22 protein-coding genes are annotated in these 26,559 nt (G+C 40.2%); 13 read left to right on the forward strand and 9 right to left on the reverse strand.

Going from position 1 to position 26,559, the window contains the following annotated elements; translation table 11 throughout:
* Positions 1–170: 170 nt before the first annotated feature.
* Entirely contained in the window at positions 171–1,538 is a 1,368-nt protein-coding gene (locus tag FTU38_RS06680) for a hypothetical protein (RefSeq protein ID WP_180110826.1), read from the forward strand.
* 189 nt (positions 1,539–1,727) lie between these two features.
* Here the strand turns inward: FTU38_RS06680 and FTU38_RS06685 are convergent, their stop codons facing one another.
* From FTU38_RS06685 to FTU38_RS06695, 3 genes are all read right to left on the reverse strand, one after another.
* A complete protein-coding gene (locus FTU38_RS06685) occupies positions 1,728–2,336 on the reverse strand; it encodes a hypothetical protein (RefSeq protein WP_180110827.1) in 609 nt (202 codons plus the stop codon).
* Between the two features lie 565 nt (positions 2,337–2,901).
* Complete coding sequence (locus tag FTU38_RS06690) at positions 2,902–3,348, reverse strand: ribbon-helix-helix protein, CopG family (protein WP_016658834.1); 447 nt, start codon at positions 3,346–3,348, stop codon at positions 2,902–2,904.
* A 668-nt stretch (positions 3,349–4,016) separates the two neighbouring features.
* A complete protein-coding gene (locus tag FTU38_RS06695; RefSeq protein ID WP_180010820.1) occupies positions 4,017–5,717 on the reverse strand; it encodes an NAD-dependent malic enzyme in 1,701 nt (566 codons plus the stop codon).
* Between the two features lie 400 nt (positions 5,718–6,117).
* Between FTU38_RS06695 and FTU38_RS06700 the strand changes: the two genes are divergently transcribed.
* Positions 6,118–7,329, forward strand: a complete 1,212-nt coding sequence (locus FTU38_RS06700) for an iron-containing alcohol dehydrogenase (protein WP_180010822.1) — start codon at positions 6,118–6,120, stop codon at positions 7,327–7,329.
* A 245-nt stretch (positions 7,330–7,574) separates the two neighbouring features.
* Entirely contained in the window at positions 7,575–8,537 is a 963-nt protein-coding gene (locus FTU38_RS06705; RefSeq protein WP_180003558.1) for an alpha/beta hydrolase, read from the forward strand.
* Between the two features lie 21 nt (positions 8,538–8,558).
* On the opposite strand, the gene FTU38_RS06710 is transcribed toward FTU38_RS06705, so the two are convergent.
* Positions 8,559–9,740, reverse strand: coding sequence for a transcriptional regulator (locus tag FTU38_RS06710; RefSeq protein ID WP_180003559.1), 1,182 nt, complete (start codon positions 9,738–9,740; stop codon positions 8,559–8,561).
* A 221-nt stretch (positions 9,741–9,961) separates the two neighbouring features.
* On the opposite strand from FTU38_RS06710, the gene FTU38_RS06715 reads away from it, so the two are divergent.
* Positions 9,962–11,473, forward strand: coding sequence for an aldehyde dehydrogenase family protein (locus FTU38_RS06715; RefSeq protein WP_180003560.1), 1,512 nt, complete (start codon positions 9,962–9,964; stop codon positions 11,471–11,473).
* Positions 11,474–11,564: 91 nt separating this feature from the next.
* On the opposite strand, the gene FTU38_RS06720 is transcribed toward FTU38_RS06715, so the two are convergent.
* Both FTU38_RS06720 and FTU38_RS06725 read right to left on the reverse strand, forming a co-directional pair.
* Complete coding sequence (locus FTU38_RS06720; protein ID WP_180010826.1) at positions 11,565–12,158, reverse strand: 2-hydroxychromene-2-carboxylate isomerase; 594 nt, start codon at positions 12,156–12,158, stop codon at positions 11,565–11,567.
* Between the two features lie 48 nt (positions 12,159–12,206).
* On the reverse strand, positions 12,207–12,950 hold the full coding sequence (locus FTU38_RS06725) for an SDR family oxidoreductase (RefSeq protein ID WP_180110828.1): 744 nt from the start codon (positions 12,948–12,950) through the stop codon (positions 12,207–12,209).
* Between the two features lie 153 nt (positions 12,951–13,103).
* Here FTU38_RS06725 and FTU38_RS06730 point away from each other — a divergent pair, with 153 nt between their 5' ends.
* From FTU38_RS06730 to FTU38_RS06770, 9 genes are all read left to right on the forward strand, one after another.
* Positions 13,104–13,676: a TetR/AcrR family transcriptional regulator gene (locus FTU38_RS06730; RefSeq protein ID WP_180110829.1), complete on the forward strand. Its 573-nt coding sequence runs from the start codon at positions 13,104–13,106 to the stop codon at positions 13,674–13,676.
* A gap of 314 nt (positions 13,677–13,990) precedes the next feature.
* Positions 13,991–15,112 carry a bifunctional 3,4-dihydroxy-2-butanone-4-phosphate synthase/GTP cyclohydrolase II gene (gene ribBA / locus FTU38_RS06735; RefSeq protein ID WP_180026167.1) on the forward strand — a complete coding sequence of 374 codons (1,122 nt, stop codon included), beginning with the start codon at positions 13,991–13,993 and terminating at the stop codon, positions 15,110–15,112.
* Between the two features lie 11 nt (positions 15,113–15,123).
* A complete protein-coding gene (gene ribE / locus FTU38_RS06740) occupies positions 15,124–15,594 on the forward strand; it encodes a 6,7-dimethyl-8-ribityllumazine synthase (protein WP_067765591.1) in 471 nt (156 codons plus the stop codon).
* 4 nt (positions 15,595–15,598) lie between these two features.
* On the forward strand, positions 15,599–16,048 hold the full coding sequence (nusB, locus tag FTU38_RS06745; RefSeq protein ID WP_067765594.1) for a transcription antitermination factor NusB: 450 nt from the start codon (positions 15,599–15,601) through the stop codon (positions 16,046–16,048).
* Positions 16,049–16,068: 20 nt separating this feature from the next.
* Positions 16,069–16,986 (forward strand): thiamine-phosphate kinase, encoded by a 918-nt coding sequence (gene thiL / locus FTU38_RS06750; RefSeq protein WP_180110830.1) that lies wholly within the window; start codon positions 16,069–16,071, stop codon positions 16,984–16,986.
* A 22-nt stretch (positions 16,987–17,008) separates the two neighbouring features.
* On the forward strand, positions 17,009–17,485 hold the full coding sequence (locus tag FTU38_RS06755) for a phosphatidylglycerophosphatase A (RefSeq protein ID WP_078194116.1): 477 nt from the start codon (positions 17,009–17,011) through the stop codon (positions 17,483–17,485).
* 21 nt (positions 17,486–17,506) lie between these two features.
* Positions 17,507–18,871: a bifunctional UDP-N-acetylglucosamine diphosphorylase/glucosamine-1-phosphate N-acetyltransferase GlmU gene (glmU, locus tag FTU38_RS06760; protein ID WP_180110831.1), complete on the forward strand. Its 1,365-nt coding sequence runs from the start codon at positions 17,507–17,509 to the stop codon at positions 18,869–18,871.
* A gap of 12 nt (positions 18,872–18,883) precedes the next feature.
* Positions 18,884–20,722, forward strand: coding sequence for a glutamine--fructose-6-phosphate transaminase (isomerizing) (gene glmS, locus FTU38_RS06765; protein WP_180003566.1), 1,839 nt, complete (start codon positions 18,884–18,886; stop codon positions 20,720–20,722).
* Between the two features lie 57 nt (positions 20,723–20,779).
* On the forward strand, positions 20,780–22,150 hold the full coding sequence (locus tag FTU38_RS06770; protein ID WP_180110832.1) for a phosphomannomutase CpsG: 1,371 nt from the start codon (positions 20,780–20,782) through the stop codon (positions 22,148–22,150).
* A gap of 103 nt (positions 22,151–22,253) precedes the next feature.
* On the opposite strand, the gene FTU38_RS06775 is transcribed toward FTU38_RS06770, so the two are convergent.
* The 3 genes from FTU38_RS06775 to pgi all read right to left on the reverse strand — a co-directional run bounded on the left by FTU38_RS06775 (position 22,254) and on the right by pgi (position 26,556).
* On the reverse strand, positions 22,254–23,696 hold the full coding sequence (locus FTU38_RS06775) for a capsule assembly Wzi family protein (protein ID WP_180110833.1): 1,443 nt from the start codon (positions 23,694–23,696) through the stop codon (positions 22,254–22,256).
* Positions 23,697–23,879: 183 nt separating this feature from the next.
* Entirely contained in the window at positions 23,880–24,896 is a 1,017-nt protein-coding gene (gene galE / locus FTU38_RS06780; protein WP_180065125.1) for a UDP-glucose 4-epimerase GalE, read from the reverse strand.
* Positions 24,889–26,556: a glucose-6-phosphate isomerase gene (pgi, locus tag FTU38_RS06785; RefSeq protein WP_373683965.1), complete on the reverse strand. Its 1,668-nt coding sequence runs from the start codon at positions 26,554–26,556 to the stop codon at positions 24,889–24,891. Before pgi ends, galE begins: the two co-directional genes overlap by 8 nt.
* Positions 26,557–26,559 lie beyond the last annotated feature (3 nt).

Genomic DNA, 26,559 nt, shown 5'->3' on the forward strand with positions numbered 1-26,559 from the left:
ATTTCGGTAAAAACTGGTCGAGGTACGCCAACCAAGCGTTTAAATTCAGAATCTGAAAAACGGTTTAAGTTCTGATATCTCATGAAACTTAGATTGAGGTGGTTTTTACTTTCGCAAGAGATCTAATTGAAAAAAAATATCAGGAAATATTTGATGAAATTGTATCGTATATGGAAAAAGCTAGATCTGAACAAAAATCTAACCCTCTAATTTTACTTGAAATTTTAAAGAACTCTGAATTACCAAATTTTTCAAAAAAATTAGCTCAAGAAAATAAAATAGAAAATTTTAATTTTTGTATTTCATTAGCAAGTAGGTATTTACCGTCAATCCCTATAGATATAAATCAAGAGCTAATAAATCTTTCACAGAAGGTTGATAATGTAGAATATCTATTAAAGTCAGGATCTTACAGGGGATATTCAATCTATTTATCAGAAGAAGAACAAATAGAACAAGAAAATAAAGCTTATAATTCAGCTATGAATAGCTTAAGTGAAAATTTTTCAAAATATATTATAACCTGGATTCATGCATATAGAATTACTATGTCTATCAGAAGTAGTAAGAAAAATAATGAAATTATTGCTCATTCACATAAATATAGAGGATGGTCATTACCAAATTACAAACTCAATGAAGACCTGAGCTTTCAATTTAATACAAACTTTGGTTATGGAAATTCTAGTTATTTTTATAGCATTTTAGTATTTAAAAATCTTCAAATTTTTCCATTCATGGACTGGTGTAACTATAAGTATGCTCGAGTGAGTGAGATGATCCAATATACTGAAATATTTCATAAATTTAATACTGATCAAAAAAAGAAAGTAATAATTAATGATGATTTCTGGTTTGATGCAATGAGCTTTGTAGCTGACGCATGTAATACTTCTATACAAAGTGAGTATAAATTTATTAATAAATACATAGTTGAGCCAATTGAAAACTTAATTTCATTCTTAAATGAAATCGTAGAAATTAGTGATGAAGAACTTAACAGGAAGTATAGAAGTTTTGAGTATGGGCTAGAAAGTAATAATAATTCTATATATAAAGAAAAAATTTATAATATTAAATTAATGAGTGTCAAAGGGGCTAGAGTATCTGGTGCTTTGGACTTTATATGTAAGTTTAAAGAGTTATCTACATTAATAGAAAATTCATCTACATATATTAAAAAAATAGAAAGATTTAATGAAAAAATTAAACCATGGTTAGAAAAAGTTTCTATTGACTCAAAAGAACTAATGAAAAAATTAAGAGAGGAGCTTGATATATTACAATCTAAATTAATAGAACTCTACCAAGGAAATAACAGTAAAATAGGATTGAAAGATATGCAATTAGATAAAAAAAATCTAGATGAGGTATCCTTTAAAGAAAAACATCCATACTTTTTAGAACATGAAAAAAAATATATAAATACTTTAAAGGAAAAACAAAATATTGAAAACGACATAGAAAACGTTTCTAAATTATTAAAAAATATAAAATCTTATAATGATAAAATCGATGATTATTTTAATAATAAATAGAGCCTTGTTGCATAAATATTTTATAACCATATGCTTTTAAAGTATTTTATTGAAATTTTTAAATAAAATTAATTAAAATAAAATACTTATATGTTTATACAACAAAGCGATCAGGATATAAAAGATAAGTCGGTAGCACGTCAGTTTTTAGTGCTACTAAAATACTTACCATCAAAGCTGTTTAGATAATTATAAAATACTAATTTCCGGATAATTTTCTAGTAAAATTTTTTTAGTGGAAAAAAATAATTCATTAGCACTAGAAAATAAATTTTCAATTCTCTCCGCTAAGATTTTTAGCTGATCAATTGATGGGAAACTTTCGAACTTCTTAAGCTCCTGACTTAAGAGGTTTGTTTCATTTTCAATTTTAATTTTAATTTTAATTTTAATTTTAATACAATTTAATATATCTAGATGCGAGTCATCTATAGTTTTATCACCATATTTTTCAGCAACCAAGTTAAAAAGGATATTCAAAATATTAATCTCAACTTTCATATATGAGCTATATTTCTTGAATAGACCAAGATTTTTATTTTTTATTAACTCATTAATATGTTCTTGATATTCAATTTTTTTCGGCAATAATTCCTCTACTTTATGAATATTTATTTCCGAAATATCTTTATCACCCTTTACATGTTCAACAACTTTTTCAAAACTCTCTTTAACTTGTTTTTTATATTGTTGAGCATGAATAGGAGAAGCTGCATATTCTTCAGATTTTTTAGCAACATCAGCAGTTACATTTTGTAAGGCTTTACCTAAACTACTTAATTCATCCCAAAGCCCCATACTTAAAACTCCTAAACTATATTAATTACTAATGATATAGCGAGCTATTGTATAAGAATATTGGATCTGTCTGAAAAATTATTCATCTTGAATAATATCCATTTAACATAATGGCGGTTATACGAAGTACACTTGTATATTAATATAAATATCAACTACTTAATAAAACAAGAAAAATCCCAAAATGCTCAAAAAGCCGATTTTGAAACAAGTCGGCTTTTTTATGATCGTTTTTGATAGTTTTTGCCAATAAAATTGTTTAAAAAATGGTCAATTTTGGCATTTTCCCAATGTTCTCAGCTCTTCCAGGGCGAAAACTATCCCCAATTACTGTGGATGAAATTTAGGCTATTTTGTACGCTTAGGCTCACATCAATCTCGGCCCTTTGCTGCTATGCGGCATACTGGAATTTTCATATTATTGAATGGTCAGGAACAGGAAGTTCCATATAATAAAAAATAAGCACCAGGATGGCGCTATATAAGACATGCAAGAGCACAAAGACCTAATGTTCCAATAAAAAACCCCGGCAGGATGCCGGGGTTTTTTATTTGTATAAGCTATTTAAATAATAGCTTGTTCTTTTAAATGAGATAGTGCAGCAAGAATATATGATGAGTTGAAGGTTACATCGGTATAGGTTGATGGAGATCGACTTCCAGTTTCCTTAAAAATCTTATAAAAATTATCAACTTCATCAGTGCTTAAAGGGCGAATATTATCTTTGTTATTGTGAACAAATAATTTTCCGTCCTCACTAAACATAATAAATTTAGATTTTCTAGATTCAGTTTCTAAATTAACTGGTGTAGAAAAAAATTTAACGAGAGTTTCATATAGATTAATATTCATATAACTTAACCCTTTGTTTTCATGTATATATTTTTTCGATAAGCTCTCAATACTCATAGAAATAGCTTCTCTGGCTAAAAATGATTTCGTTCTTTGACTCTTTTCAGCCAGTTGATCTAACTGTTTTTCTAATTCTACAGGTAATCGAAGCATCAACATTATAAACAACCCAATCTAAATGTATATCAATTAGAGTATATCATTAAGATGGTAGTTTCAAATTTTTTGAACCGCTCTTTCTCTGATTTCAGGGGTATATTTTAATTTTGTCATCGGGATAGTCTCTCAGAATATTGACTCTCCGACAAACCCGGTACGGTTCACCTGGACAAATTCAAACAGAGAATCTCCAGATGATCCAAAATAGGATTGAGCATAATATTCATTTATTGAATTGAATATAAAAAATTTTCATGAGGATCAAGAATCATTATATTAAATTATATAATGTTGTTATTTCTCATGAAAATTAGCACCAAAATATAGGTGACTTTTATTGATTAAAATTTCCAATATGAAGTGACCAAAATACCCTTAAATGATCTAAATTGCTAAAAATTTCACCCCACTAAAAACTACACATAATAAATTAAATCATACACTTATAGTTAACATCATTTAATAGTATAAATCTCGGTGACCTTGCCAAGGTTGGGGTCTTGGGAGTTCGAGTCTCCTTTCCCGCTCCAAATTCAAAAAGCCCTCATCGAAAGATGGGGGCTTTTTTATCTATCGCTTACACCAATCAAAATCAATCTATATTTATTCAGTATGTGGAACATGGTTTGAGTCAGGTTCCACAAATATGAATAAAAATTAAAATTGCGTTAATAGGTCACACGGACATAATCACGATATTCAGGTTTCCAGAAATTCGCTTCAATCGCATGTTCGAGCACTTCAATGCTGACATTTGGCGCAACACCATCAGCAATCGCAGCTAATGCCACTTTCAATGCGATTTTCTTCGAAATATCCTGTAAATAATCCAAACTTGGCAATAAATCGGCATTTGGATCTGCCAATTTTGGTGAACAGTCTGCCAACGCCGTACTAGATGCCATCAGCATATTTTCCGTCACACGTTTCGCCCCAGATGCAATCACACCCAGTCCAATCCCCGGGAAAATATAGGAGTTATTGCACTGTGAAATATGATGAATCTTGCCGTGATAATTCACTGGTGCAAATGGACTACCAGTCGCAATCAGAGCCTTACCTTTGGTCCACTCGATAATATCTGCAGGCACCGCTTCGACACGCGATGTTGGATTAGACAGTGGCAACACAATAGGCTGTTCACAATTCGCAGCCATCGTTTCAATGACCTCTTGGCTAAACAGTCCCGGTTGTCCCGAAACCCCAATCAATACAGTCGGTTTGGCATGTGTAACTACATCCAAGAGTGAAATAACCGAATCTGCATTTGCCCAATGAGCAACGTTATCTGGTGCTTGTGCAAGTTTGCGTTGGAAATCTAAAAGATTCGGCTGATTTTCAGTAATTAAACCAAAGCGATCGACCATAAACACCCGCGCACGCGCTTGAGCATCGGTTAAACCTTCCGCCACCATTTGCTTGATGATCTGTTCTGCAATCCCACAACCTGCTGAACCCGCCCCTAAGAAGGTGACGATTTGATCTTTGAGCTGTTTACCTGCTGCGCGTGATGCTGCTATTAAACTTCCGACAGACACTGCTGCTGTCCCTTGAATATCGTCATTGAAGCAGCAAATTTTATCGCGATATTTTTCCAGTAAAGGCATCGCATTTTTTTGTGCAAAGTCTTCAAATTGAATCAGCGCTTTAGGCCAACGTTGTTGTATGGCTTTAATCACGTCATCGACAAATTGATAATATTCTTCACCGCTGATACGAGGCTGACTCCATCCCATATAAATCGGGTCATTCAACAGCTGTTGGTTATTGGTTCCGACATCTAAAGTAATCGGCAATGTATAAGCTGGACTGATCCCACCACATGCGGTGTACAGCGACAACTTACCAATTGGAATCCCCATCCCGCCAATGCCTTGGTCACCAAGTCCAAGAATACGTTCACCGTCCGTAATAACGATCACTTTCACGTTCTTTTTATTCACGTTATGAATAATTTGGTCAATATGATCACGGTCAGGATATGAAATAAAAATCCCACGATGACGACGGTAAATATCTGAAAAGCGCTGACAAGCTTCACCCACTGTTGGTGTATAGATGATCGGCATCATCTCACTAAGGTGGTTTTCAATTAAGTGATAGAACAATGTTTCATTGGTATCTTGAATATTGCGCAGGTAAATATGCTTATTGATATCACTATTAAATGCACAATATTGTTGATAAGAACGCTGACTTTGTTCTTCAATGCTTTCTGTTACGTGTGGAATCAAACCGTGTAAATTAAAGCTCTTACGTTCATCTTCATTAAACGCAGAACCTTTATTTAAAAGTGGGAGTTCTAAAAGTGTATTTCCGGCATAAGGAATATATAAAGGTCGTTTCGTTTTCAAATTTTCACTGGGCATTATTTAACTCGTTTAATTAATCTTTTGTTTCGCACTGCAAAAAGCGAAATGCACAAAAGTGACTATCTCGTTATTTGTTATAGCCTATCCTGATTCGAGCGCTTTGGGGCATTTAGTAAATTGATAGTAGTTTTAGTTAGATTTTATAATCTGATAACTCGATCATGCATCCAATCATCGCAACGCCTATTTTGGCTTAAACATATACGACTTTTAGCGAATTTTAGAAAATAGCAAAAATAATTAATGATTAAATTTCAGTCAATTAAATAAACTCAATACAAAGCCCTAAATTTGGTAGGTCTTTGGTAGGTGTGAATTTAAAACATCCCTCGCAATACTCAGTTTAGGTGAGTATCACCCATAACAAATGACAATGAATGGTAGAAGGAATCGCACCATGGCTTTTAAAAATATTGCAGATCAAACAAACGGTTTTTACATCCCTTGTGTTTCACTTTTTGGCCCCGGCTGTGCTAAAGAAATTGGTGCAAAAGCGCAAAATCTTGGCGCAAAGAAAGCGCTTATCGTGACCGATGCCGGTCTTTACAAATTTGGTGTGGCAGACACCATTGCCTCATATTTAACTGAAGCTGGCGTAGAAAGTCATATATTCCCGGGCGCAGAACCCAACCCAACTGACACCAACGTACATAGCGGTGTAGATGCCTACAATGACAATGGCTGTGATTTTATTGTCTCTCTCGGTGGCGGCTCTTCTCATGACTGTGCCAAAGGCATTGGCTTAGTCACTGCGGGTGGTGGCCATATTCGTGACTATGAAGGCATCGATAAAAGCACAGTCCCAATGACCCCGCTGATTGCGATTAATACCACCGCAGGTACGGCATCAGAAATGACCCGTTTCTGTATTATTACCAATACCGACACCCACGTTAAAATGGCGATTGTCGATTGGCGTTGTACCCCACTTATCGCTATTGATGACCCGAAACTGATGATTGCGAAACCTGCGGCGCTCACTGCAGCAACCGGTATGGATGCATTAACACATGCGGTCGAAGCTTATGTTTCTACAGCAGCCAATCCTATTACCGATGCTTGTGCTGAAAAGGCCATTGCAATGATCAGTGAATGGCTCAGCCCTGCCGTAGCCAATGGCGAAAACCTAGAAGCACGTGATGCGATGAGCTATGCACAGTACTTAGCAGGGATGGCATTTAACAATGCATCTTTAGGTTATGTTCACGCAATGGCACACCAACTGGGTGGCTTCTACAACTTGCCACATGGCGTATGTAATGCCGTGCTGCTACCACACGTTTGCGAATTTAACCTGATCGCCTGCCCTGACCGCTATGCACGTATCGCACAGCTCATGGGTGTGCCAACCGACGGTTTAACGGTGACTGAAGCGGCTTATGCAGCGATTGCAGCAATCCGTGAACTCTCTGCTTCGATTGGCATTCCATCGAGCCTTTCTGAACTTGGTGTGAAAGAACAAGACCTCAGCATCATGTCTGAAAATGCGCAAAAAGATGCCTGCATGCTGACCAATCCACGTAAAGCGAATCATGCTCAAGTGGTTGATATTTTCAAGGCAGCGCTTAAAGCCAATGCTTCTGTCGTCGACTTCAAAGCAGCAGTTTAAGTTAAGTCCAAAAGGTCTTCATGTTTAAGTGACCTAAGTGCCTACATTACCCTTTGAGTCTGGTGATGTAGGCTCAACTGAATCCATTTCACTTTTTATTTCAGGGAAGCGACTCTAGATTGGTCGTTTTCATACTGAGGTCACTCTTTTTTAGTTCGCATAACAGCATCGATTATTCATTTGACAAAAGCTTATGGCTCATCAAGGATAAAGCATAATGTCCAATAATATTGATGAGTATAATAATGAGCCATTCACATATTCAGTATCAGCCTGACATTTTGGGCGCAGGCTATGAACAAGCCACGCTGACCTTCCCGGATGATTATGAAGGCCCTGTGGTTGCCACACTGGTTCGCAAAAAAGCAGCGGCCCCCACCTCCAAAGCGGTGCTCTATATCCATGGCTTTATCGATTATTTTTTCCAAACCGAAATGGCGGAACGCTTTAATCAGCACGGTTTCGACTTTTATGCCTTGGATTTAAGAAAATATGGCCGCTCCATCCGCCCGCATCAAAAATACTATAATGTGCATGAACTATCTGAATACGATGCCGAAATAGATCAAGCCCTAACGATCATTGCAGATGAAGGTCACGATGCCTTACTGCTTTGTGGTCATTCAACGGGTGGATTAACCACCACCTTGTATGCGGCGCATCATCAAAATCATCCTTTAATTCAAGCCCTTTGGGTCAATAGCCCATTTTATGATTTCAACATGAATCCAGTGAAACGCGCACTGGGTATTCCACAGCTGAGTAAATTGGCAAAAACCTTTCCCAATTTAAAATTTCCAAGTGAACTGAATAAGTGGTACACCGCCAGCTTACACCGCGAACTCAAGGGTGAATGGGACTTCAATTTAGACTGGAAAAAGACCCGCTATCCAATGGTGTATTTAAGTTTCGTGCGGACAATTTATGAGGCTCAAAAAGAGATTCATCGAGGTATCAGCCTAGATGTACCGGTCTTGGTCATGCACTCGCATCAAACTAAAAATCCCAAAAAATGGGGTAAAGCAGCGCAGACCAGTGATGTGATTTTAGGTGTAAAAGACATCCAAAAATATGCCAAGAAAATTCAGGGCGATGTCACCATTCAAAGCATACACAATGGCTTGCATGATTTAGTGCTTTCGGAAAAAACCGCGCGTGAACAAGTCTATACCCAGCTCTTTGAATGGCTGGCCAATAAAGGTTTTTAACAGCCCGAATGACATTGCAACTTACTGTTTTAATTTCAACAAGGTCTGATGTACGGGATGCGATCTCGGCATCAGCTCAATCAGGCGTTCAACCGCATCGATAGCTTCAGGGAAACGCGCGACATGTTTGAGTAGAACATCTGTTTCTTTGGCATTAAAAATCGCTTGGCTCAATCGTGACTCAAGACAATCACGCCATGCCCCTAAAAAAGGACTTTCGGTTTTGGCCAAGAAAACCCCTGAACACAGTTTTAACGCCGAATCGAGATAACCTGCATCTAAAGCTTGCTCGGCTTGTAAAAAATCGGCTTCGACTTGCGCCAATAAACGATAGGGTCTTGAGCCTAACATGCCGCCCAAAATATCGCGTAGCTGCGACATTTCCGCTTTTAAAGTCCCAACACTCACCTTGCGTTCACCGTATAAGGCTTGATGCAATGTATCTAAGGTCATGCCTTGTGGACATAGCGCCAAGATGGTCAAAATTTCAATTTGCCGTGGGGTCAGCACCATCACTTTGCCATTAAATAACACTTGCGGCACTGCAAAGGCCCGAATGTACAAATGCTGTTTTTGAAAATCGAGCAAAGCCGATTGAATAATCGAAGCGCAGCGTTCAGCCGCAAGTAGCCCTAAACTATTGTGGTTTTTCCACACGGTGGATAAATCAACCACACCTAAAATTTGCTGTGTGTGTGGATCGATAATCGGTGCTGCATAGCAGACCCATTCATGTACAGACGGCATATAATGTTCATTTGAAAACACACAACTCGACTGTTGGGTTTTTAGAGACAACGCTAATGCATTGGTGCCGACCAATTCTTCGCGCCATTGCCCACCTGCAATAAAATGCACACTTTCCGCAGCACTTTGCATTTGCCGACTCGACGCACTCCAAATAATCGTGCTACCTACATCGCCCACGGCAAGTACCATCGACGACTGTTCGGCTATGTGTTTTAAATCTTCTGCACAATGTTGCAACGCATGATGCAATGCCGACTGTTGTTGACTTTGAGGGTTCAAATTCACCAAAGGCGCAGCACTCCGATTTTCCGGAATTTCCGCCTGCGCCGATCGCTGCCAAGAGCTCGCAATGCTCTCATTCAATTGCGAGGTTTGCTGCTTTGACAGACTCATGCCCTGCCTTAACCGTTCGACATTCTGTCGTTTTTCAGATAAATCCTTCTGTATCATCATTCATTATTCTCACAACAATTCATGACTAAAAATCCGTTTCCCGGCTTTTGTTTTTAAGACTGAAAAAAAATATTGTAAACCTTCTTGTCTCCAACCTTTTTCCAACCTTATACAGGCTATGCTAATCAAATAATGTACAAAAGTACCTTATACCAAAGCTGTAGATTGCCACAGATGGGCAGCCCAACAAGATCATAATAAACAAGCAAAGGAAAATTCATATGCGTTATGTCGATCCTAATCAACCCGGTTCAAAAGTTCAGTTTAAAGCTCAGTATGAAAACCTGATTGGTGGCCAATGGGTCGCGCCAGTGAAAGGTGAATACTTTGAAAATATCTCCCCTGTAGACGGTAAAGTTTTTACCAAAGTGCCACGTTCTTCTGCTGAAGATATTGAATTGGCTTTGGATGCAGCGCATAAAGCCAAAGCCCAATGGAACGCCTCTTCCCCAACCACACGCTCAAATATTTTATTAAAAATTGCCGATCGACTTGAAGAAAACCTAGAGCTCCTTGCGGTCGCAGAAACCTGGGACAACGGTAAACCGATTCGTGAAACCTTAGCCGCTGATATTCCACTTTGTATCGATCACTTCCGTTATTTTGCTGGCTGTATCCGTGCCCAAGAAGGCGGCATTTCTGAAATTGATGAAAATACTATTGCTTACCATTTTCATGAGCCACTTGGTGTGGTCGGGCAAATTATTCCGTGGAATTTCCCAATCTTGATGGCGGCGTGGAAACTTGCTCCAGCATTGGCTGCGGGTAACTGCATCGTGTTGAAACCTGCGGAGCAAACGCCTGTCAGCATCTTAGTCTTGGCTGAACTCATTCAAGACTTACTCCCACCGGGCGTGCTGAATATTGTGAATGGTTATGGTGTTGAAGTCGGTCGTCCATTGGCGACCAATCCACGCATCTCAAAAATCGCCTTCACAGGTTCAACCGCTGTCGGTCAAATGATCATGCAATATGCGACTGAAAATATCATTCCTGTGACTTTAGAACTTGGTGGAAAATCACCAAATATCTTCTTTGAAGACATCATGGACAAAGACGATGAGTTCTTAGATAAAACACTCGAAGGTTTTGCCATGTTTGCGCTGAACCAAGGTGAAATCTGTACCTGTCCTTCACGTGCTTTGGTGCAGGAAAGCATTGCTGATCGATTCTTGGAAATGGCTGTCGAACGTGTCAAACGTATTAAGACTGGTCATCCTTTAGATACCGACACCATGATTGGCGCACAAGCATCGCAAGAGCAGCAAGACAAAATCTTGGGCTGTATCGCGACAGGTAAAAATGAAGGTGCACAGCTCATTACTGGTGGTGACCCACGAAATGAAGTCGGTACAGGTTTCTATATTGAACCAACCATTTTCAAAGGCACCAATGACATGAAGATTTTCCAAGAAGAAATCTTCGGCCCTGTGCTTTCAGTAGCAACCTTTAAAGACTTTGATGATGCCATTAAAATTGCCAATGACACGATTTATGGTCTAGGTGCAGGGGTTTGGTCGCGTTCAGCGCATACTTCATATCGTGCGGGTCGTGCTATTCAGGCAGGTCGTGTATGGACCAACTGTTATCATATCTACCCTGCACACGCAGCATTCGGTGGCTACAAAAAATCAGGGATCGGCCGGGAAAACCACAAAATGATGCTTGATCATTATCAACAAACCAAAAACTTGTTGGTGAGCTATAACACCAAACCAATGGGCTTCTTCTAAATCTTGATTTGATCCAGACCATAAAAAAGCGAACCGAGGTTCGCTTTTTTATTTCAATTTTTGAATGGATCTAGGCATGTATCACCAAGCGTTACTGCGCTTGTAACGCATCCTCTACGAAATGTAGATGATCCACACCCCAATACAGCTCATCATTCACAAACCAACTCGGTGCGCCAAAAACACCTCGTTCAATGGCTTCTTCGGTCACCACTTTCAGCTCAGATTTGACTTTTTCATCATCCAACCACTGTTTCACTTGTTCTGCATCTAACCCCAGTTCTTGCATGAGTTGAATGAAGATGGTGAGATCATTTAAATTACGGGGTTGCCCAAACATGGCATCAAAAATACCCGTCGCCACTTGTACGAAGTTTTCAGGCTGAAACAGCTGAACGGCTGTGAGTAAGCGCATCAATTGTAAGGTATTGATTGGAAAATAAGGATTCATCTGTACGGGTATCTGCCATAGCTTTGCCCAACGTTGAAGATCAATCATGGAATAACGTGCCTTCGCAGGTACCGCCATCGGGCTACTATTGCCTGTGGCTTTAAACACCCCACCGAGTAGCATCGGCTTCCAGATCAGCTCTGCTTGATACTGCTGTGCAATCTGTTGAATGCGATGAAAACCGATATAGCTATATGGGCTGCCGACATCAAAATAAAATTCAATGACTTTCATTTTTTCGTCCTTTTTTTGCTTATTTTCCTAATATTTTTAAATCAGTGCTTACCAGCGTTCCATCCACGGTCGCAGATCTAATTCATGCGTCCATGCATCTCGTGGTTGCTGTGAGAGATGCCAATAATTTTCTGCAATATGTACTGGATTTAAAATACCATCTTGCGCTTTTTTCACGTACAAATCGGGAAAAGTATCTTTAATAAAGTCGGTATCAATCGCCCCATCAACCACCACATGCGCCACATGAATATTTCTAGGCCCAAGTTCACGCGCCATGCTTTGTGCCAAGGCACGAAGCGCATGTTTTGCGCCAGCAAAAGCGGCAAAGCCTGCGGCACCACGAACCCCAGCCGTCGCACCCGTAAAAATAATTGTGCCAGATTCACGGCTCACCATGCGCTTCGCCACTTCCCGACCCGTTAAAAATGCCGAGAAACATGCCATTTCCCAAATCTTGAAATATTTACGTGCGGTTTCTTCCAAAATACTACAAGGGACGTTGGCACCAATATTAAAGACCATCACCTCAATCGGGCCAATATTTGATTCGATATGCTCGATGAGTTCAATCACTTGCTCTTCTTTTCGAGCATCAGAAGCAAAACCATAGGCTTTACCACCCAGTTGTTCAATCTCATCAATTAAAGGCTGTAATTTGTCTGCATTCCGACGTGTCATACAGGCAATATAACCCTCTCGCGCAAAACGCTTGGCAATTTCACCGCCGGTTGCATCACCTGCACCAATCACTAAAGCGACTTTTGCTGAAGTCTTGTTGATTTGTTGCATAGTCTCACTCCATTGCTGTTTTATTTTTATTCCACGCTCATTTTATTTACGCGTCGGTTTTAAACCACACTTTATTAAATAACGATCGTTACTATAACGAATACTATGTTATGATTAATTTATCGTCAATCATAATTTTTTAGGGTCATGCACATGCGCTATAAACCCGAATACAAACAACAAAAACGACAAGAATTGCTCAACATTACGGGGCAAATTGCGAAAAAAAATGGCTTTGCTGCAACAGGTGTTGACAGCTTAATGAAAGCTGCAGGTGTCACTAGTGGCGCATTCTATTCACATTTTTCTTCAAAACAGGATTTACTCAAAGCATTGGTTGAATATGAATTGCAACAAAGCTTTAACATGTGGCAAAGCAACCCGCATCATAATGCAGCCGACTGGATTAATTTTGAATTAGATCGTTATTTAACCCCTTCCCACCTTGAACATCCTGAACAAGGCTGTGTTTTGCCGACACTTGCGACCGAAGTAGCTCGTGCAGATGACACGATTAAACAGGCCTATGAAAAGGAATTACTGCGTGGTCATGCTTTATTTAGCGCACATTTGGCGAGTGAAGAAAAAGCTTGGGCCATGATGTCCCAACTGGTCGGAGCGGTTTTAATTGCACGGGCAATGCATGATCCCGAATTACAAAAAAGCATTTTGCAGGCCAATAAAATGATCATTCAAGATTATTTAGCTGCACACTCAGCTGCATAAGTGACGATTATTTTATGTGATCTTTCATGTAGTTATGCGATTAAATGCTTCCGATAAACTGTCAGCTCCCTATGACTTAATTATTCAATATCCGTATAAGGTTGCCAATTTTTATGCTTTTCAATCGCTTAAAGATTGGGCATAAATGGCACAATTCAAATAAAGTCCTCTTTTCAAGGTTCTAACGACTGTGTATAACAATGAGCCATTAAAGGAAAATGATAAGCATAGGCAAAGAACGCAAAAAAACGTTAGACTATGCAACAATCAATGCAAGTAAATGTCATTCGAGACAAACAAAAAGGTGAAGATTGATGCCGCTCAATACTGTTGAAGAGCTCGTAGCTGATATTCGTGCAGGTAAAATGGTCATCCTCATGGATGATGAAGATCGTGAAAATGAAGGCGACCTTGTTATCGCTGCGACCCACGTACGCCCTGAAGATATCAACTTCATGATTACGCATGCGCGTGGTCTTGTGTGCTTAACGCTCAGCAAAGAGCGTTGCCAACAGTTAAATTTACCACTCATGGTTGATGCCAATGGTGCGCAGCACGGTACCAACTTTACCTTGTCTATTGAAGCAGCAAATGGCATTTCAACAGGCATCTCACCTGCAGAACGTGCGCATACGATTCAAACAGCGGTGGCAGCACATGCTAAACCTGCGGATATCGTACAGCCAGGCCATATTTTCCCGCTGATGGCGCAGCCTGGTGGTGTCCTTCACCGTGCCGGTCATACTGAAGCCGGTTGTGACTTATCTCGTTTAGCTGGCCTAGAACCCGCATCTGTGATTTGTGAAATCATCAATGAAGACGGCACTATGGCACGTCGCCCTGATCTTGAAGTGTTTGCTGAAAAGCATGGCTTAAAAATGGGGACGATTGCGGACTTAATTCACTACCGCATGACCAATGAGCAAACCGTTGAGCGCATTGATCAACAAACTTTAGATACTGAATATGGTACTTTTGAATTGTTCCGTTACCGTGAAATTGGTAACCCAGACATTCATTTGGCACTGGTTAAAGGCGAACCAAAACAAGGCATAACCACAGTCCGTGTACATGGTTTCAGTCCGGTTCGTGACTTATTAAAACTCAATAAACAAGATGGTGCTCCGGCGTGGAATCTCGATAAAGCACTCAAAGAAATCGCATCCAGCGATCGTGGTGTTTTAGTATGGATTGGTCAGCGTCATTTACAGGACTTAGGCCCTGCTTTAGAAAATTTAACTGCACCGAAAAATGTTAAATCCAATGCGGCACTGTCTCAGCAGTATCAAACCATTGGTGTGGGTGCACAAATTTTACGTGATTTAGGCGTGGAAAAAATGAAGCTACTCAGCTCTCCACTACGCTTTAATGCACTATCAGGTTTTAACTTAGAAGTGGTGGAATACATCACCGCAAATCAAACATCAGAGAAATAATCGAGGTTGCTATGGCAGTTCGCCGTATTGAAGGTATGTTACATCTCGCGAACGAAGACCGTTATGCGATTTTAGTTGGTCGTTTTAATAGCTTTGTTGTTGAACATTTGCTAGAAGGTGCCGTTGATACATTGAAACGTCATGGCGTATCAGAGGATAATATCACTGTTGTTCATGCACCGGGTGCTTGGGAACTTCCTGTGGTTGCAAAAAAACTTGCAGCTTCAGATCGTTTCGATGCCATCATCGCGCTTGGCGCAGTGATTCGTGGTAGCACGCCTCACTTCGATTTTGTTGCTGGCGAATGTGCCAAAGGTTTAGGCGTTGTTGGTCTAGACACTGGCTTACCAGTAATTAATGGTGTATTGACTACGGATAGTATTGAACAAGCGATTGAACGCTCGGGTACTAAAGCAGGCAATAAAGGTAGTGAAGCTGCCTTGACTGCTATTGAAATGGTTAACTTGTTAAAGGCTATTTAACGCTATGTCGCAAACACTTCAAGCAACTTATGCAGCAAAACGTAAAGCACGTCGCTTTGCTGTACAAGGAATTTATGAATGGCAAATGAGCCGCAATCCTGTGCATGAGATTGAAGCACGTACGCGTGTGGAAAATGCCATGCACAAGGTAGATCTCGGCTATTACCACGAGTTATTGACCGAGGTTGTTGCCAATCATGAAGCATTGGATGCGCTTTTAATCCCTGTACTCGATCGCGAAGTTGAAGCCTTAGATGGCGTTGAACTTGCAACCCTTCGTTTAGGCGCGTATGAACTCAAAGAACACCTTGAGATTCCTTACCGTGTCGTACTCGATGAAGCGATCGAGTTAGCTAAACATTTTGGCGGTGCAGACAGCCATAAGTACATCAATGGTGTATTGGATCGTTTAGCGACTACATTGCGTGCAGCAGAAAAGCAACAAGCTAATTAATTTATTAAGTAGTATGTTGTATGGCTGAGTTCTCTATCATTGATACCTATTTTAATCGTCACAGCAGTAGTGCTGTCGATTTAGGGGTCGGTGATGACTCAGCCTTGCTCACCCCTCCTCCACAGCAACAATTGGTCATCTGTGCCGATACTCTCGTTGCTGGACGTCATTTTCCTCTCGACACCAACCCACATGCCATTGGCTGGAAATCTGTTGCCGTCAACCTTTCTGACATTGCTGCAATGGGCGCCAAACCGCATAGTATTTTACTGGCATTAAGCCTACCCCAAATTGATCATGAATGGCTCAAAGGCTTTAGTCAGGGTTTATATGATTGTTGCGATCAATTTGGTGTGAGTTTAGTTGGTGGTGATACCACACAAAGTCCTCATCTGACGATTTCAGTTACAGCCCTCGGCTGGGTAGAATCAGGACAAGCTGTCCCACGTTCAGGTGCCCAAGTCGGTGATTATATCTGCGTCAGCGGACAAGTCGGTGATGCTGCATTTGGCTTAAACCATTTAGGTCATCGCTTACAACGCCGTTTAGATTATCCCACACCACGTTGCTTATTGGGCCAACAGCTCAAAGGCTTAGCCAACAGTATGATTGATGTCTCTGATGGGCTCGCACAAGATTTAGGACATATCCTCGCTGCTTCACACGTCGGTGCAGAAATTGAATTAGATCAACTTCCTATCGATCACGATGTAAAACAATTACAACAAGAAAAGCAGTGGCAATACGCCCTCGCGGGTGGAGATGACTATGAGTTATGCTTTACAATAAGTCCGCAGAATTATCAAAAACTTCTGCAACTAAAATTAGATGTAAACATTAGTAAAGTCGGTCAAATCACCCCAAATTTGGGAATCCGTTATAACAACCACGGTGTGGACCAAGTCATAAAATTTAAGGGATACCAGCATTTTGCATAAGCCAGCCATTAACTTTAAATCCATGTCTTGGTTTAACCGAGTCATCGCCTTTTGTGGCGTGGGATTTGGCTCGGGTCTTGCACCCAAAGCACCGGGCACCTTTGGCTCTGCTTTTGCTTTGTTGTTTATTCCAGGTTGGCTTGCAATCGGCTTTTTCAACTCCATTATAGTCATGATCATCATGTCGATTATTGGGATCTATATTTGCGGTCAAACCGCCAAAGTCATGGGTGTTCATGATGATGGCCGCATCGTATGGGATGAATTTGCCGGTCAGTCCATTACCTTCCTCCCAATTTTATATCTTGGGCAAATGAGCTGGACTTGGGCATTGATTGGTTTTGCTTTATTCCGTTTATTTGATGTCTGGAAACCGTGGCCTATTCGTGTCATTGACCGTCAAGTCGGTGGTGGCTTTGGCATCATGTTTGACGATATTATTGCGGGCCTTTGGGCTGCGCTTTGCATCTGTATTTATTTTTATATTTTGTCTATGTAATAGAAACACCTAGGATTAAACATGTCTACTAGCGTTATTATTCTTGCTGCAGGTAAAGGGACACGTATGCGTTCTCGTTTACCCAAAGTATTACAACCACTCGCAGGACAACCTTTACTCGGCCATGTCATCAACACTGCGAAAAAATTAAATGCAGAAGAAATAATTACCATCTATGGGCATGGCGGTGAATTGGTTCAAAACGCGTTTGCACATGAAAATGTCAAATGGGTTGAACAAGCAGAACAATTGGGTACAGGCCATGCAGTCAAAGTGACTCTCCCTGTTCTAGCAAAAACTGGGATTTCTTTGATTCTCTCAGGTGATGTGCCTTGTATCACTGAAGCAACATTACAAAAACTATTAGATGCATCTACTCAAACAGGTATTGGCTTAGTAACTTTAACGGTTAATGATGCGACAGGTTATGGTCGTATTGTACGTGAAAATGGGAAAATTCAAGCCATTGTTGAACACAAAGATGCCTCTGAAGAACAACGTAAAATCAAAGAATTTAATACCGGTATTTATGCCGTAAGTAATGCTAAATTGCACGAATGGTTGCCAAAATTAAGCAATAATAATGCGCAAGGTGAATATTACCTGACCGATATCGTTGCCATGGCGATTGCTGACGGTCTCGAAGTTGCATCTGTTGAACCAGAACGCGCTTTCGAAGTGGAAGGTGTCAATGACCGCGTACAATTGGCTGCATTAGAGCGTGAATTTCAAAGTTTCCAAGCAAAACAACTGATGCAACAAGGCGTTCACCTGATTGATCCTGCTCGTTTTGATTTACGTGGCACACTGACTGTCGGTCAAGATGTCCGTATCGATATCAACGTAATTATTGAGGGTGATGTTGAACTCGGTGATAACGTTGAAATTGGTGCAGGCTGTATCATTAAAAACACCAAGATTGCGGCAGGCACTAAAGTTCAACCGTATAGCGTTTTTGACAGTGCCATTGTTGGTGAAGACGCTCAAATCGGTCCATTTGCACGTTTACGCCCTGGCGCAAAATTAGCTGCAGAAGTACATATTGGTAACTTTGTTGAAGTTAAAAATACCACTGTCGGCTTAGGCTCTAAAGCCAACCACTTTACCTATTTAGGTGATGCGGAAGTCGGTGCAGGTTCAAACATTGGCGCAGGCACCATTACCTGCAACTATGATGGCGCAAACAAATTTAAAACCATTATCGGTGACTCAGCTTTCATCGGCTCAAATAGCTCATTAGTCGCTCCTGTCACCATTGGTCATGGTGCAACAGTGGGTGCTGGCTCAACCATTACCCGTGACGTGGCAGACAATAGCCTTGCGGTAGAACGTTCGAAGCAATTTGCCAAAGAAAACTATCAACGTCCCCAAAAATTGAAGAAATAAGAGGATTAAATTATGTGCGGTATTGTCGGTGGCGTTGCAGAACGTAGTATTACCAATATTTTAATTGAAGGCTTAAAGCGTCTTGAATATCGTGGCTATGACTCTGCGGGTTTAGCGCTGATTAATAAAGGCCATGTTCTACGTGAACGTCGCGTAGGTAAAGTTGCAAATCTTGAACAAGCCGTTGAAGAAGCAGATATCGCAGGTTCGGTCGGTATTGCACATACGCGCTGGGCAACCCATGGTAAACCGACTGAAAATAATGCCCATCCGCATATTTCAGGCAATGTTGCTGTAGTTCATAACGGCATTATTGAAAACTATCAAGAGCTTAAAGATGATCTTGAAGCACTTGGTTATGTCTTTACCTCACAAACAGATACAGAAGTTGTCGCGCATTTAGTCAATGATGCTTTAAAAAGCACTCCGAGTCTTTTAGAAGCAGTTAAAAGTGTCGTGCCTCAACTCAAAGGTGCTTATGCACTAGGTATCGTACATACCGACTATCCTGATGAATTAATCACGGTGCGTGAAGGTTCACCTCTTGTGATTGGTGTCGGTATTGGCGAGAACTTTATTAGCTCGGATCAATTGGCACTTTTACCGATTACCAACCGTTTTATCTACCTTGAAGAAGGTGATATTGCACGTTTGACACGTAATACCATTGAAGTATTCGTCGAGGGTAAATTGGTGAAGCGTCCAATCAAAGAGCTTGATGCGACTGTAAGCAATGCTTCAAAAGGTGAATATAAACACTATATGCTCAAAGAAATTTATGAGCAGCCTGAAGCGATTAAACAAACGATTTCACAAGCCTTAAATGGTAATGCGCTTCGTGATGATTTCCTTGCCAATGCAGCTCAAGATTTCAGCCAAATTCAACAAGTGCAAATCATCGCTTGTGGTACTAGCTACCATGCCGGCATGATTGCCAAATATTGGTTTGAACAACTGATTGACGTGCCTTGCCAAGTCGAAATTGCCAGTGAATTCCGTTATCGCTCACCTGTGATTGTGAATAATACACTGTATGTATGTATTTCTCAATCTGGTGAAACAGCCGATACTTTAGCTGCGCTGCGTGATACGCAAAAGCGTGCAGCAGCGAAAAGCTTGAATATCACCACCATGACCATTTGCAACGTGGCAACCTCGTCGATGGTACGTGAAACCAACTACAGTTTGTTGACGCTTGCAGGCCCTGAAATTGGTGTTGCTTCGACCAAAGCATTTACCACACAGCTTGCGGCATTGATGCTATTGGTATTGAAAATTGGTCAAATTAAGCAAAGCATTTCAACTGACCGTGTCTCTGAAATTATTGCTGCGCTTTGGCATACACCGAAAGTGATTTTAGATACTTTACAAAATAATGCTGAGATTCTACGTCTATCAGAATTATTTGTTGAAAAAAATCACTGTCTATTCTTGGGTCGTGGAACTGAGTTCCCGATCGCCCTTGAAGGTGCTTTGAAACTTAAAGAGATTTCATACATCCATGCTGAAGGCTATGCGGCTGGTGAGTTAAAACATGGTCCATTGGCACTGGTTGATAATGATATGCCTGTGGTGATTCTTGCTCCACAAGATGACATGTTGGATAAACTCAAATCGAATATGGAAGAAGTGCAAGCGCGTGGTGGTGAGTTGTTTGTTTTTGCAGATGAAAACAGCGGCATCAAAGCGAAAGATCGTCAACACGTGGTTTATGTGCCAAGTGTGAATGAAATCTTGTCACCAATCGTATACAGCGTACCCGTGCAATTACTCTCATACCATGTTGCCGTGCTGCGTGGAACAGATGTCGATCAGCCACGTAACTTGGCGAAGTCAGTGACGGTGGAATAATAATTTTTGATCAAGGGCTGGAATTTCCAGCCCTTTTTTCTATAGTTGGAAATAAACATGACAATGCTAACTTGTTTTAAAGCCTATGATATCCGCGGCAAACTCGGTACAGAACTCAATGAAGAGATTGCTTATAAAATCGGTCGCGCTTATGGGCAAATTTATCAACCTAAAAAAATTGTGGTTGGCTGCGACATCCGCCTAAGCAGTGAAGCTTTAAAGCAAGCCACCATCAAAGGTCTGAATGATGCGGGTGTTGATGTTTTAGATTTAGGCATGACGGGAACAGAAGAAGTCTATTTCGGTGCCTTTCATCTAGATGTTCAAGGTGGGATCGAAATCACGGCAAGCCACAACCCGATGGACTATAACGGCATGAAATTGGTCCGCGAAAATGCACGCCCCATTGGAGCAGATTCAGGTCTAAAAGAAATTCGCTTACTGGCTGAATCAGGCAACTTTAATGAAGTTATCACTAAAGGCAAAACTGAAAAATACAATATTCTTCCTGAATATATTGATCATTTAATGTCTTATACTGATCCTGCCAAAATTCGCCCACTCAAATTAGTCATGAATGCTGGTAATGGTGCTGCGGGCCATGTGGTCGATGCCATTGAAGTAAAGTTCAAACAACTTAACATTCCTGTTGAATTTGTGAAAATTCACAATGATGCTGATGGTACTTTCCCGAATGGTATTCCCAACCCTATTCTTGTTGAAAACCGTGACAGTACCCGTAATGCTGTAATTGAACATCATGCAGATATGGGTATCGCTTGGGATGGTGACTTTGACCGCTGCTTCTTATTTGATGAGAAAGGCAAATTTATTGAAGGCTATTATATTGTCGGTCTATTGGCACAAGCGTTCTTACTGAAACAATCTGGTGAGAAAATTGTGCATGACCCTCGTCTGGTTTGGAATACCTTTGATGTGATTGAACAATACCAAGGTGAAGCGATTCAGTCTAAATCAGGGCATTCATACATTAAAGAAAAAATGCGTGAGCACAATGCAGTGTATGGCGGTGAAATGTCAGCACATCATTACTTCCGTGATTTCTCTTATTGTGATAGCGGTATGATTCCTTGGTTATTGGCAATTTCTGTACTCTCAGAAACCCAACAAACCCTGTCTTCACTGGTTGAAGGCATGATTGAAAAGTTCCCTTGCTCAGGGGAGATCAATTTTAAAGTTGCGGATACTCAAGCCACCATTCAAAAGATTTTTGATCACTTTGCCGATCAAAATCCTGCAATTGATGAAACGGATGGCATCAGCCTGAATTTTGGTGCATGGCGTCTCAATGTTCGAGCATCGAATACTGAACCACTTTTACGCTTAAATATTGAAAGCCGAAAAGACCAAAATCCAAAACCAATGCAAAATTATGTCGATGAATTAACGCAGTTGATTCAAGGGTAAATTTTTCTGCATGCTAATAAAAAACCATTCAACTTATTCATTAAGTTGAATGGTTTTTTTCTTAGCTCAACTAGAAAGAAATTCTATTTAAGCTGACAACTGATTAAAATAATGAACGATCCAATGGAATTTCGACTCCGATAGACACTCCCGCATCTTCACCATAGACATCAGAATCACTCACCCATCCATTCAGCTTCAATGGCGCATTTGGTTTTAAGTAATGTGTCCAAGTAAGATCTAAAGCTTTAATTTCATCTTTTTGCGCAAATGCATGATTATTTATTGAATTTGACTGATTCACTTTGGCCATCATTACTCGACCATTTAAGCGATTCATAACATCAAAGCGAATATCTCCACCAAGACTTAGCATTTGACCATCCCCGCCCATGGCATGCCCTAACGGGAAGCCGTGTTGATAATAGCCATCCTTATAGTTACGATGGTTATAAGAAATACCTTGAGCATCTCCATTGGTTCGGGTATCGGCCCACTCCGTATATAATTGAAATGGCATATTATTGAATTGTGAAGAATAATCGACACCTGCTAAATACATTTTTTTTGAAGGAAGAAGCCCAGCTTCATCTTCACCTACATATTGCCCATAAACGCTAATCGGCACACCACTCCAGCGGTTTAAATTAAGGCGTGCATCAAAACCCGCAATTTGATTAGACTTATCTAGAGCACCATCATCAAAGTTGTCATTCCCTTTAATCGCATTCCATAATGAGTCAAAACTTTCTGACCGCCCTTCACCTCCCCATTGAAGAATTCGAGAAGCACCAAGCTCCAAGTACGGCAATGGCTGTGCAGTTAAACGAAATCCTAATAGTTTGGCGTCTGGAATTGCATGATAATCATCTAATTGACCTGCAAAAGCTTGATATTGCCAAGGTCCAATCCAAGACAACCACTTTGTTTCAAAGGCCTGTTGTTCCGCTCTTTGCATAGTAAAACCATAAACAGGGCGACTCGCATCACCACGGATTAGGCTTCCTTCATGTCCAGGTCCCCAATAGGTTGGGATTTGTCCCGCAATCAACCATTGATTCCACAATTTTCCTGCAATATAAGAACCTTCTAAATTGACATCATGTCCATGGTCAATGATTGGATCTTTTTCAGTATTGACTCGCAGTCTTGCATCCCACTGCGTTCCACCTGCATTCAATTCAAGGGCCGCTTGATATTGCGATTTTTGCTCATCTGCAAATTTTTGCGGGATGTTCTGTGGATCTGTTTCAGCAAATAAAGCGAGCTTAATAGAGGTATTTTCTGCTTCTAAATTTGCCATAACCGAATTGACAACTTTCTGCTGAGCATTATTTTCAATTTTGGCAGTAGATAATGCACGCTGAATTTCTTCACTACTCAATGGCCAAGTCGAAGTGCTGATTTGGATCACACCTTGCTGATTCAGCCAATTTAGATCTGTACGTAGATCATTATTATTCAAAATGATCCCTTGAGCGTAAACCGGCAGAGCTAGAGAAGAAAAAATGGCAAACGATAAAACCCTAAGAGCTTGATATTTCATATATTATTTCAGTCAATTTATCTTTCACATATGATAACGATTTTTTTCAAACAAAAGATAAGATCTATCATCATTTTTGCACAATCAATACATGATTCAATACTTAAGTTAAATAGTTAGGAGTATGACAAATACAAAATTTGCCATACTGTCTTTAATGAATTTACACATTAAATTTAAATCTTAGTTGTATCCATTTGGATTTTGCTTTTGCCAGTTCCAGCTATCCTTCAACATATCTTCTAAACCATATTGAGGCTGCCAATCTAACTCTGCGACAGCACGGGCATTATCAGCAAATGAAGTTGCAACATCACCTTCTCGACGAGGTACATATTCAAATGGTATCTCAACACCATTTACCTTCTCAAAAGTATCCCGAATTTGTTTTACTGAAATCCCATTGCCTGTACCAATATTCCAAGCACGGCATCCTTGCGTTTTTAAACGATGATTCAATGCGCATAAATGTGCATTGGCCAAATCAACCACGTGAATATAATCACGCACACCTGTACCATCTACCGTGTCATAATCATTGCCAAAAATTGACAACTTATCACGACGGCCGACTGCCACCTGTGTGACATAAGGCATCAAATTATTGGGTATCCCTTGTGGGTCTTCACCCATTTGACCACTTTGATGTGCCCCTACAGGGTTAAAATAACGCAGCAATGCAATTGACCAGCGCTCATCTGCAGCCGATAATTTCTCTAGTAATTGCTCGACAATCAGTTTGGTATAGCCATAGTTATTACTTGGCATACCTGTAGGCATGGTTTCATTCAAGGGTGAAATATTGGCTTCATCATAAACGGTTGCAGATGAACTAAAGACTAACTTAAAGACTTGAGCATGCTCCATCGCTTTAACTAAGCTAATAGAACCTGAGATATTATTTTCAAAATATTTTAGTGGCTCTTTTTGGCTTTCACCCACAGCTTTTAAGCCTGCAAAGTGAATCACCGCATCAATCGCATGACTTTTAAAGATTTGATCTAAAATTTGCTGATCGAGAATATCACCTTCAACAAAATCTAATTTTTTAGCTGCCAACGCTTGAACACGTGCTAAAGATTCGACAGAACTGTTGGACAAATTATCCAGTACAACAACCTCATGCCCTGCGCTCAAAAGTTGAATACAAGTATGTGAACCAATATAACCTGCACCACCTGTTACTAAAATTTTAGCCATTGGTTTTTCCTAATAATATTTGTAGTAAGCCTTGTGTTGAGCCATCTAAATCCGCAATATCCTTTCGATCACCATTTAATATTGGAAGTAGCTGATTGGCAATTTCTTTGCCTTTCTCTACACCCCATTGATCAAACGGGTTAATGTTCCAAAGCACCGACTGTACAAAAACTTTATGTTCATACATTGCGATCAACATGCCCAAACTATATGGATTTAGCTCTTGCAATAAAATGGTTGAACTTGGTTGATTACCTTCATATTGTTTATATTCCGGCAAATCTTGTACTTCTTGTTGATTTAAAGCTTGATTACCAAATGCCAGTAAGCGCGATTGAGCCAAACAATTGGATAAGGCCAAATGATGCTGTTCCACCAGCGCCTCTGCATTATCGACATAGGTAAATTGTTGGGCCTGATAGCGCTGCACTGGCGCAATAAAATCACAACTCACTGCTTGACTACCTTGATGCAGCAATTGATAAAAAGCATGCTGCGCATTTGGTCCCACTTCCCCCCATATAATCGGGCAAGTATCCCAATCCACTTTTTGACCATTACGCTGAATCGATTTACCATTCGATTCCATTTCTAACTGCTGCAAATAAGAGGCGAAATATTTCAAACGCCCATCATAAGGCAGTACTGCATGAGTCTGAATATCAAGGAAATTATTATTCCACGCACCCAATAAGCCCATTAATACAGGTATGTTCTGTTCGAAAGGTGCCGTCTGAAAATGCTGGTCTACTGCATATGCGCCAGCTAACAGTTGTTTAAAGCCATCAACACCAATTGTCAGTGCAATCGGTAAACCAATACATGACCAAAGTGAATAGCGACCGCCGACCCAATCCCAGAGCAAAAATTGGTTTTCGGCTGCAATACCCCATTCTGTCATTTTATCTGCTTTGGTAGATACGCCAATAAAATGATGCTTTAAAATTTGTGATTCTTGACCAAGTGCTTTTTCGAGCCATAAACGAACTGTTTGCGCATTGGATAAGGTATCAATGGTCCCGAACGATTTTGAAGAAATAATAAATAGCGTGGTTTCGGGGCGAAGTTGATGCAATAAATCTGAAAGCTGACTACCATCAATGGTCGAAACAAAATGTACATCGAGTGGCTTATGTGTGGATTTTTTGAAATCAGATAAGGCATGACTCACCATCAGTGGTCCTAAGTCTGACCCTCCGACCCCAATATTCACCACGTCTTGAATGACTTCACCAGTTGCGCCGCGGCACTGGCCAGCATGAATTTTTTCTACCAAAGCATACATACGCTCAAGTTGTGTATGCACTTGTTCTGCTAATTCAGGATGAGACTGATCATCTTTAGGTAACCGTAGCGCCCAATGCATGGCTGCACGCTGTTCGGTATAGTTAATTTCTTCAGTAGAAAATAAACGTTTCATCCACGACATTAAATCTTGTGTCTGTGCCCACTGGACTAGATTTTTGACAACGGGCTGATTGACTCTATGTTTACTAAAATCAAAAACCACCGGCTCTAAAGGCACAGAGAATTTTTCGAATCGCTGAGGGTCTTCAGCAAAGAGTTCTGTTAAATGCTTATTTTCAAATTCAGTTTTCAAACTATGAAGACTGCCTAAAACTGAATCTAAATGTTCGACCGTATAGGGTTGAGTTTTCATAGC

This window comes from Acinetobacter sp. YH12098, from assembly GCF_013419235.1.
In the GTDB taxonomy this organism is placed as follows: Bacteria; Pseudomonadota; Gammaproteobacteria; order Pseudomonadales; family Moraxellaceae; genus Acinetobacter; species Acinetobacter amyesii.

Coding starts and splice junctions, on each gene's coding strand:
- FTU38_RS06680 (WP_180110826.1), top strand. CDS start 171: ATGGAAAAAGCTAGATCTGAACAAAAATCTAACCCTCTAATTTTACTT.
- FTU38_RS06685 (WP_180110827.1), bottom strand. CDS start 2,336: ATGGGGCTTTGGGATGAATTAAGTAGTTTAGGTAAAGCCTTACAAAAT.
- FTU38_RS06690 (WP_016658834.1), bottom strand. CDS start 3,348: ATGTTGATGCTTCGATTACCTGTAGAATTAGAAAAACAGTTAGATCAA.
- FTU38_RS06695 (WP_180010820.1), bottom strand. CDS start 5,717: ATGCCCAGTGAAAATTTGAAAACGAAACGACCTTTATATATTCCTTAT.
- FTU38_RS06700 (WP_180010822.1), top strand. CDS start 6,118: ATGGCTTTTAAAAATATTGCAGATCAAACAAACGGTTTTTACATCCCT.
- FTU38_RS06705 (WP_180003558.1), top strand. CDS start 7,575: ATGAGCCATTCACATATTCAGTATCAGCCTGACATTTTGGGCGCAGGC.
- FTU38_RS06710 (WP_180003559.1), bottom strand. CDS start 9,740: ATGATGATACAGAAGGATTTATCTGAAAAACGACAGAATGTCGAACGG.
- FTU38_RS06715 (WP_180003560.1), top strand. CDS start 9,962: ATGCGTTATGTCGATCCTAATCAACCCGGTTCAAAAGTTCAGTTTAAA.
- FTU38_RS06720 (WP_180010826.1), bottom strand. CDS start 12,158: ATGAAAGTCATTGAATTTTATTTTGATGTCGGCAGCCCATATAGCTAT.
- FTU38_RS06725 (WP_180110828.1), bottom strand. CDS start 12,950: ATGCAACAAATCAACAAGACTTCAGCAAAAGTCGCTTTAGTGATTGGT.
- FTU38_RS06730 (WP_180110829.1), top strand. CDS start 13,104: ATGCGCTATAAACCCGAATACAAACAACAAAAACGACAAGAATTGCTC.
- ribBA (WP_180026167.1), top strand. CDS start 13,991: ATGCCGCTCAATACTGTTGAAGAGCTCGTAGCTGATATTCGTGCAGGT.
- ribE (WP_067765591.1), top strand. CDS start 15,124: ATGGCAGTTCGCCGTATTGAAGGTATGTTACATCTCGCGAACGAAGAC.
- nusB (WP_067765594.1), top strand. CDS start 15,599: ATGTCGCAAACACTTCAAGCAACTTATGCAGCAAAACGTAAAGCACGT.
- thiL (WP_180110830.1), top strand. CDS start 16,069: ATGGCTGAGTTCTCTATCATTGATACCTATTTTAATCGTCACAGCAGT.
- FTU38_RS06755 (WP_078194116.1), top strand. CDS start 17,009: ATGTCTTGGTTTAACCGAGTCATCGCCTTTTGTGGCGTGGGATTTGGC.
- glmU (WP_180110831.1), top strand. CDS start 17,507: ATGTCTACTAGCGTTATTATTCTTGCTGCAGGTAAAGGGACACGTATG.
- glmS (WP_180003566.1), top strand. CDS start 18,884: ATGTGCGGTATTGTCGGTGGCGTTGCAGAACGTAGTATTACCAATATT.
- FTU38_RS06770 (WP_180110832.1), top strand. CDS start 20,780: ATGACAATGCTAACTTGTTTTAAAGCCTATGATATCCGCGGCAAACTC.
- FTU38_RS06775 (WP_180110833.1), bottom strand. CDS start 23,696: ATGAAATATCAAGCTCTTAGGGTTTTATCGTTTGCCATTTTTTCTTCT.
- galE (WP_180065125.1), bottom strand. CDS start 24,896: ATGGCTAAAATTTTAGTAACAGGTGGTGCAGGTTATATTGGTTCACAT.
- pgi (WP_373683965.1), bottom strand. CDS start 26,556: ATGAAAACTCAACCCTATACGGTCGAACATTTAGATTCAGTTTTAGGC.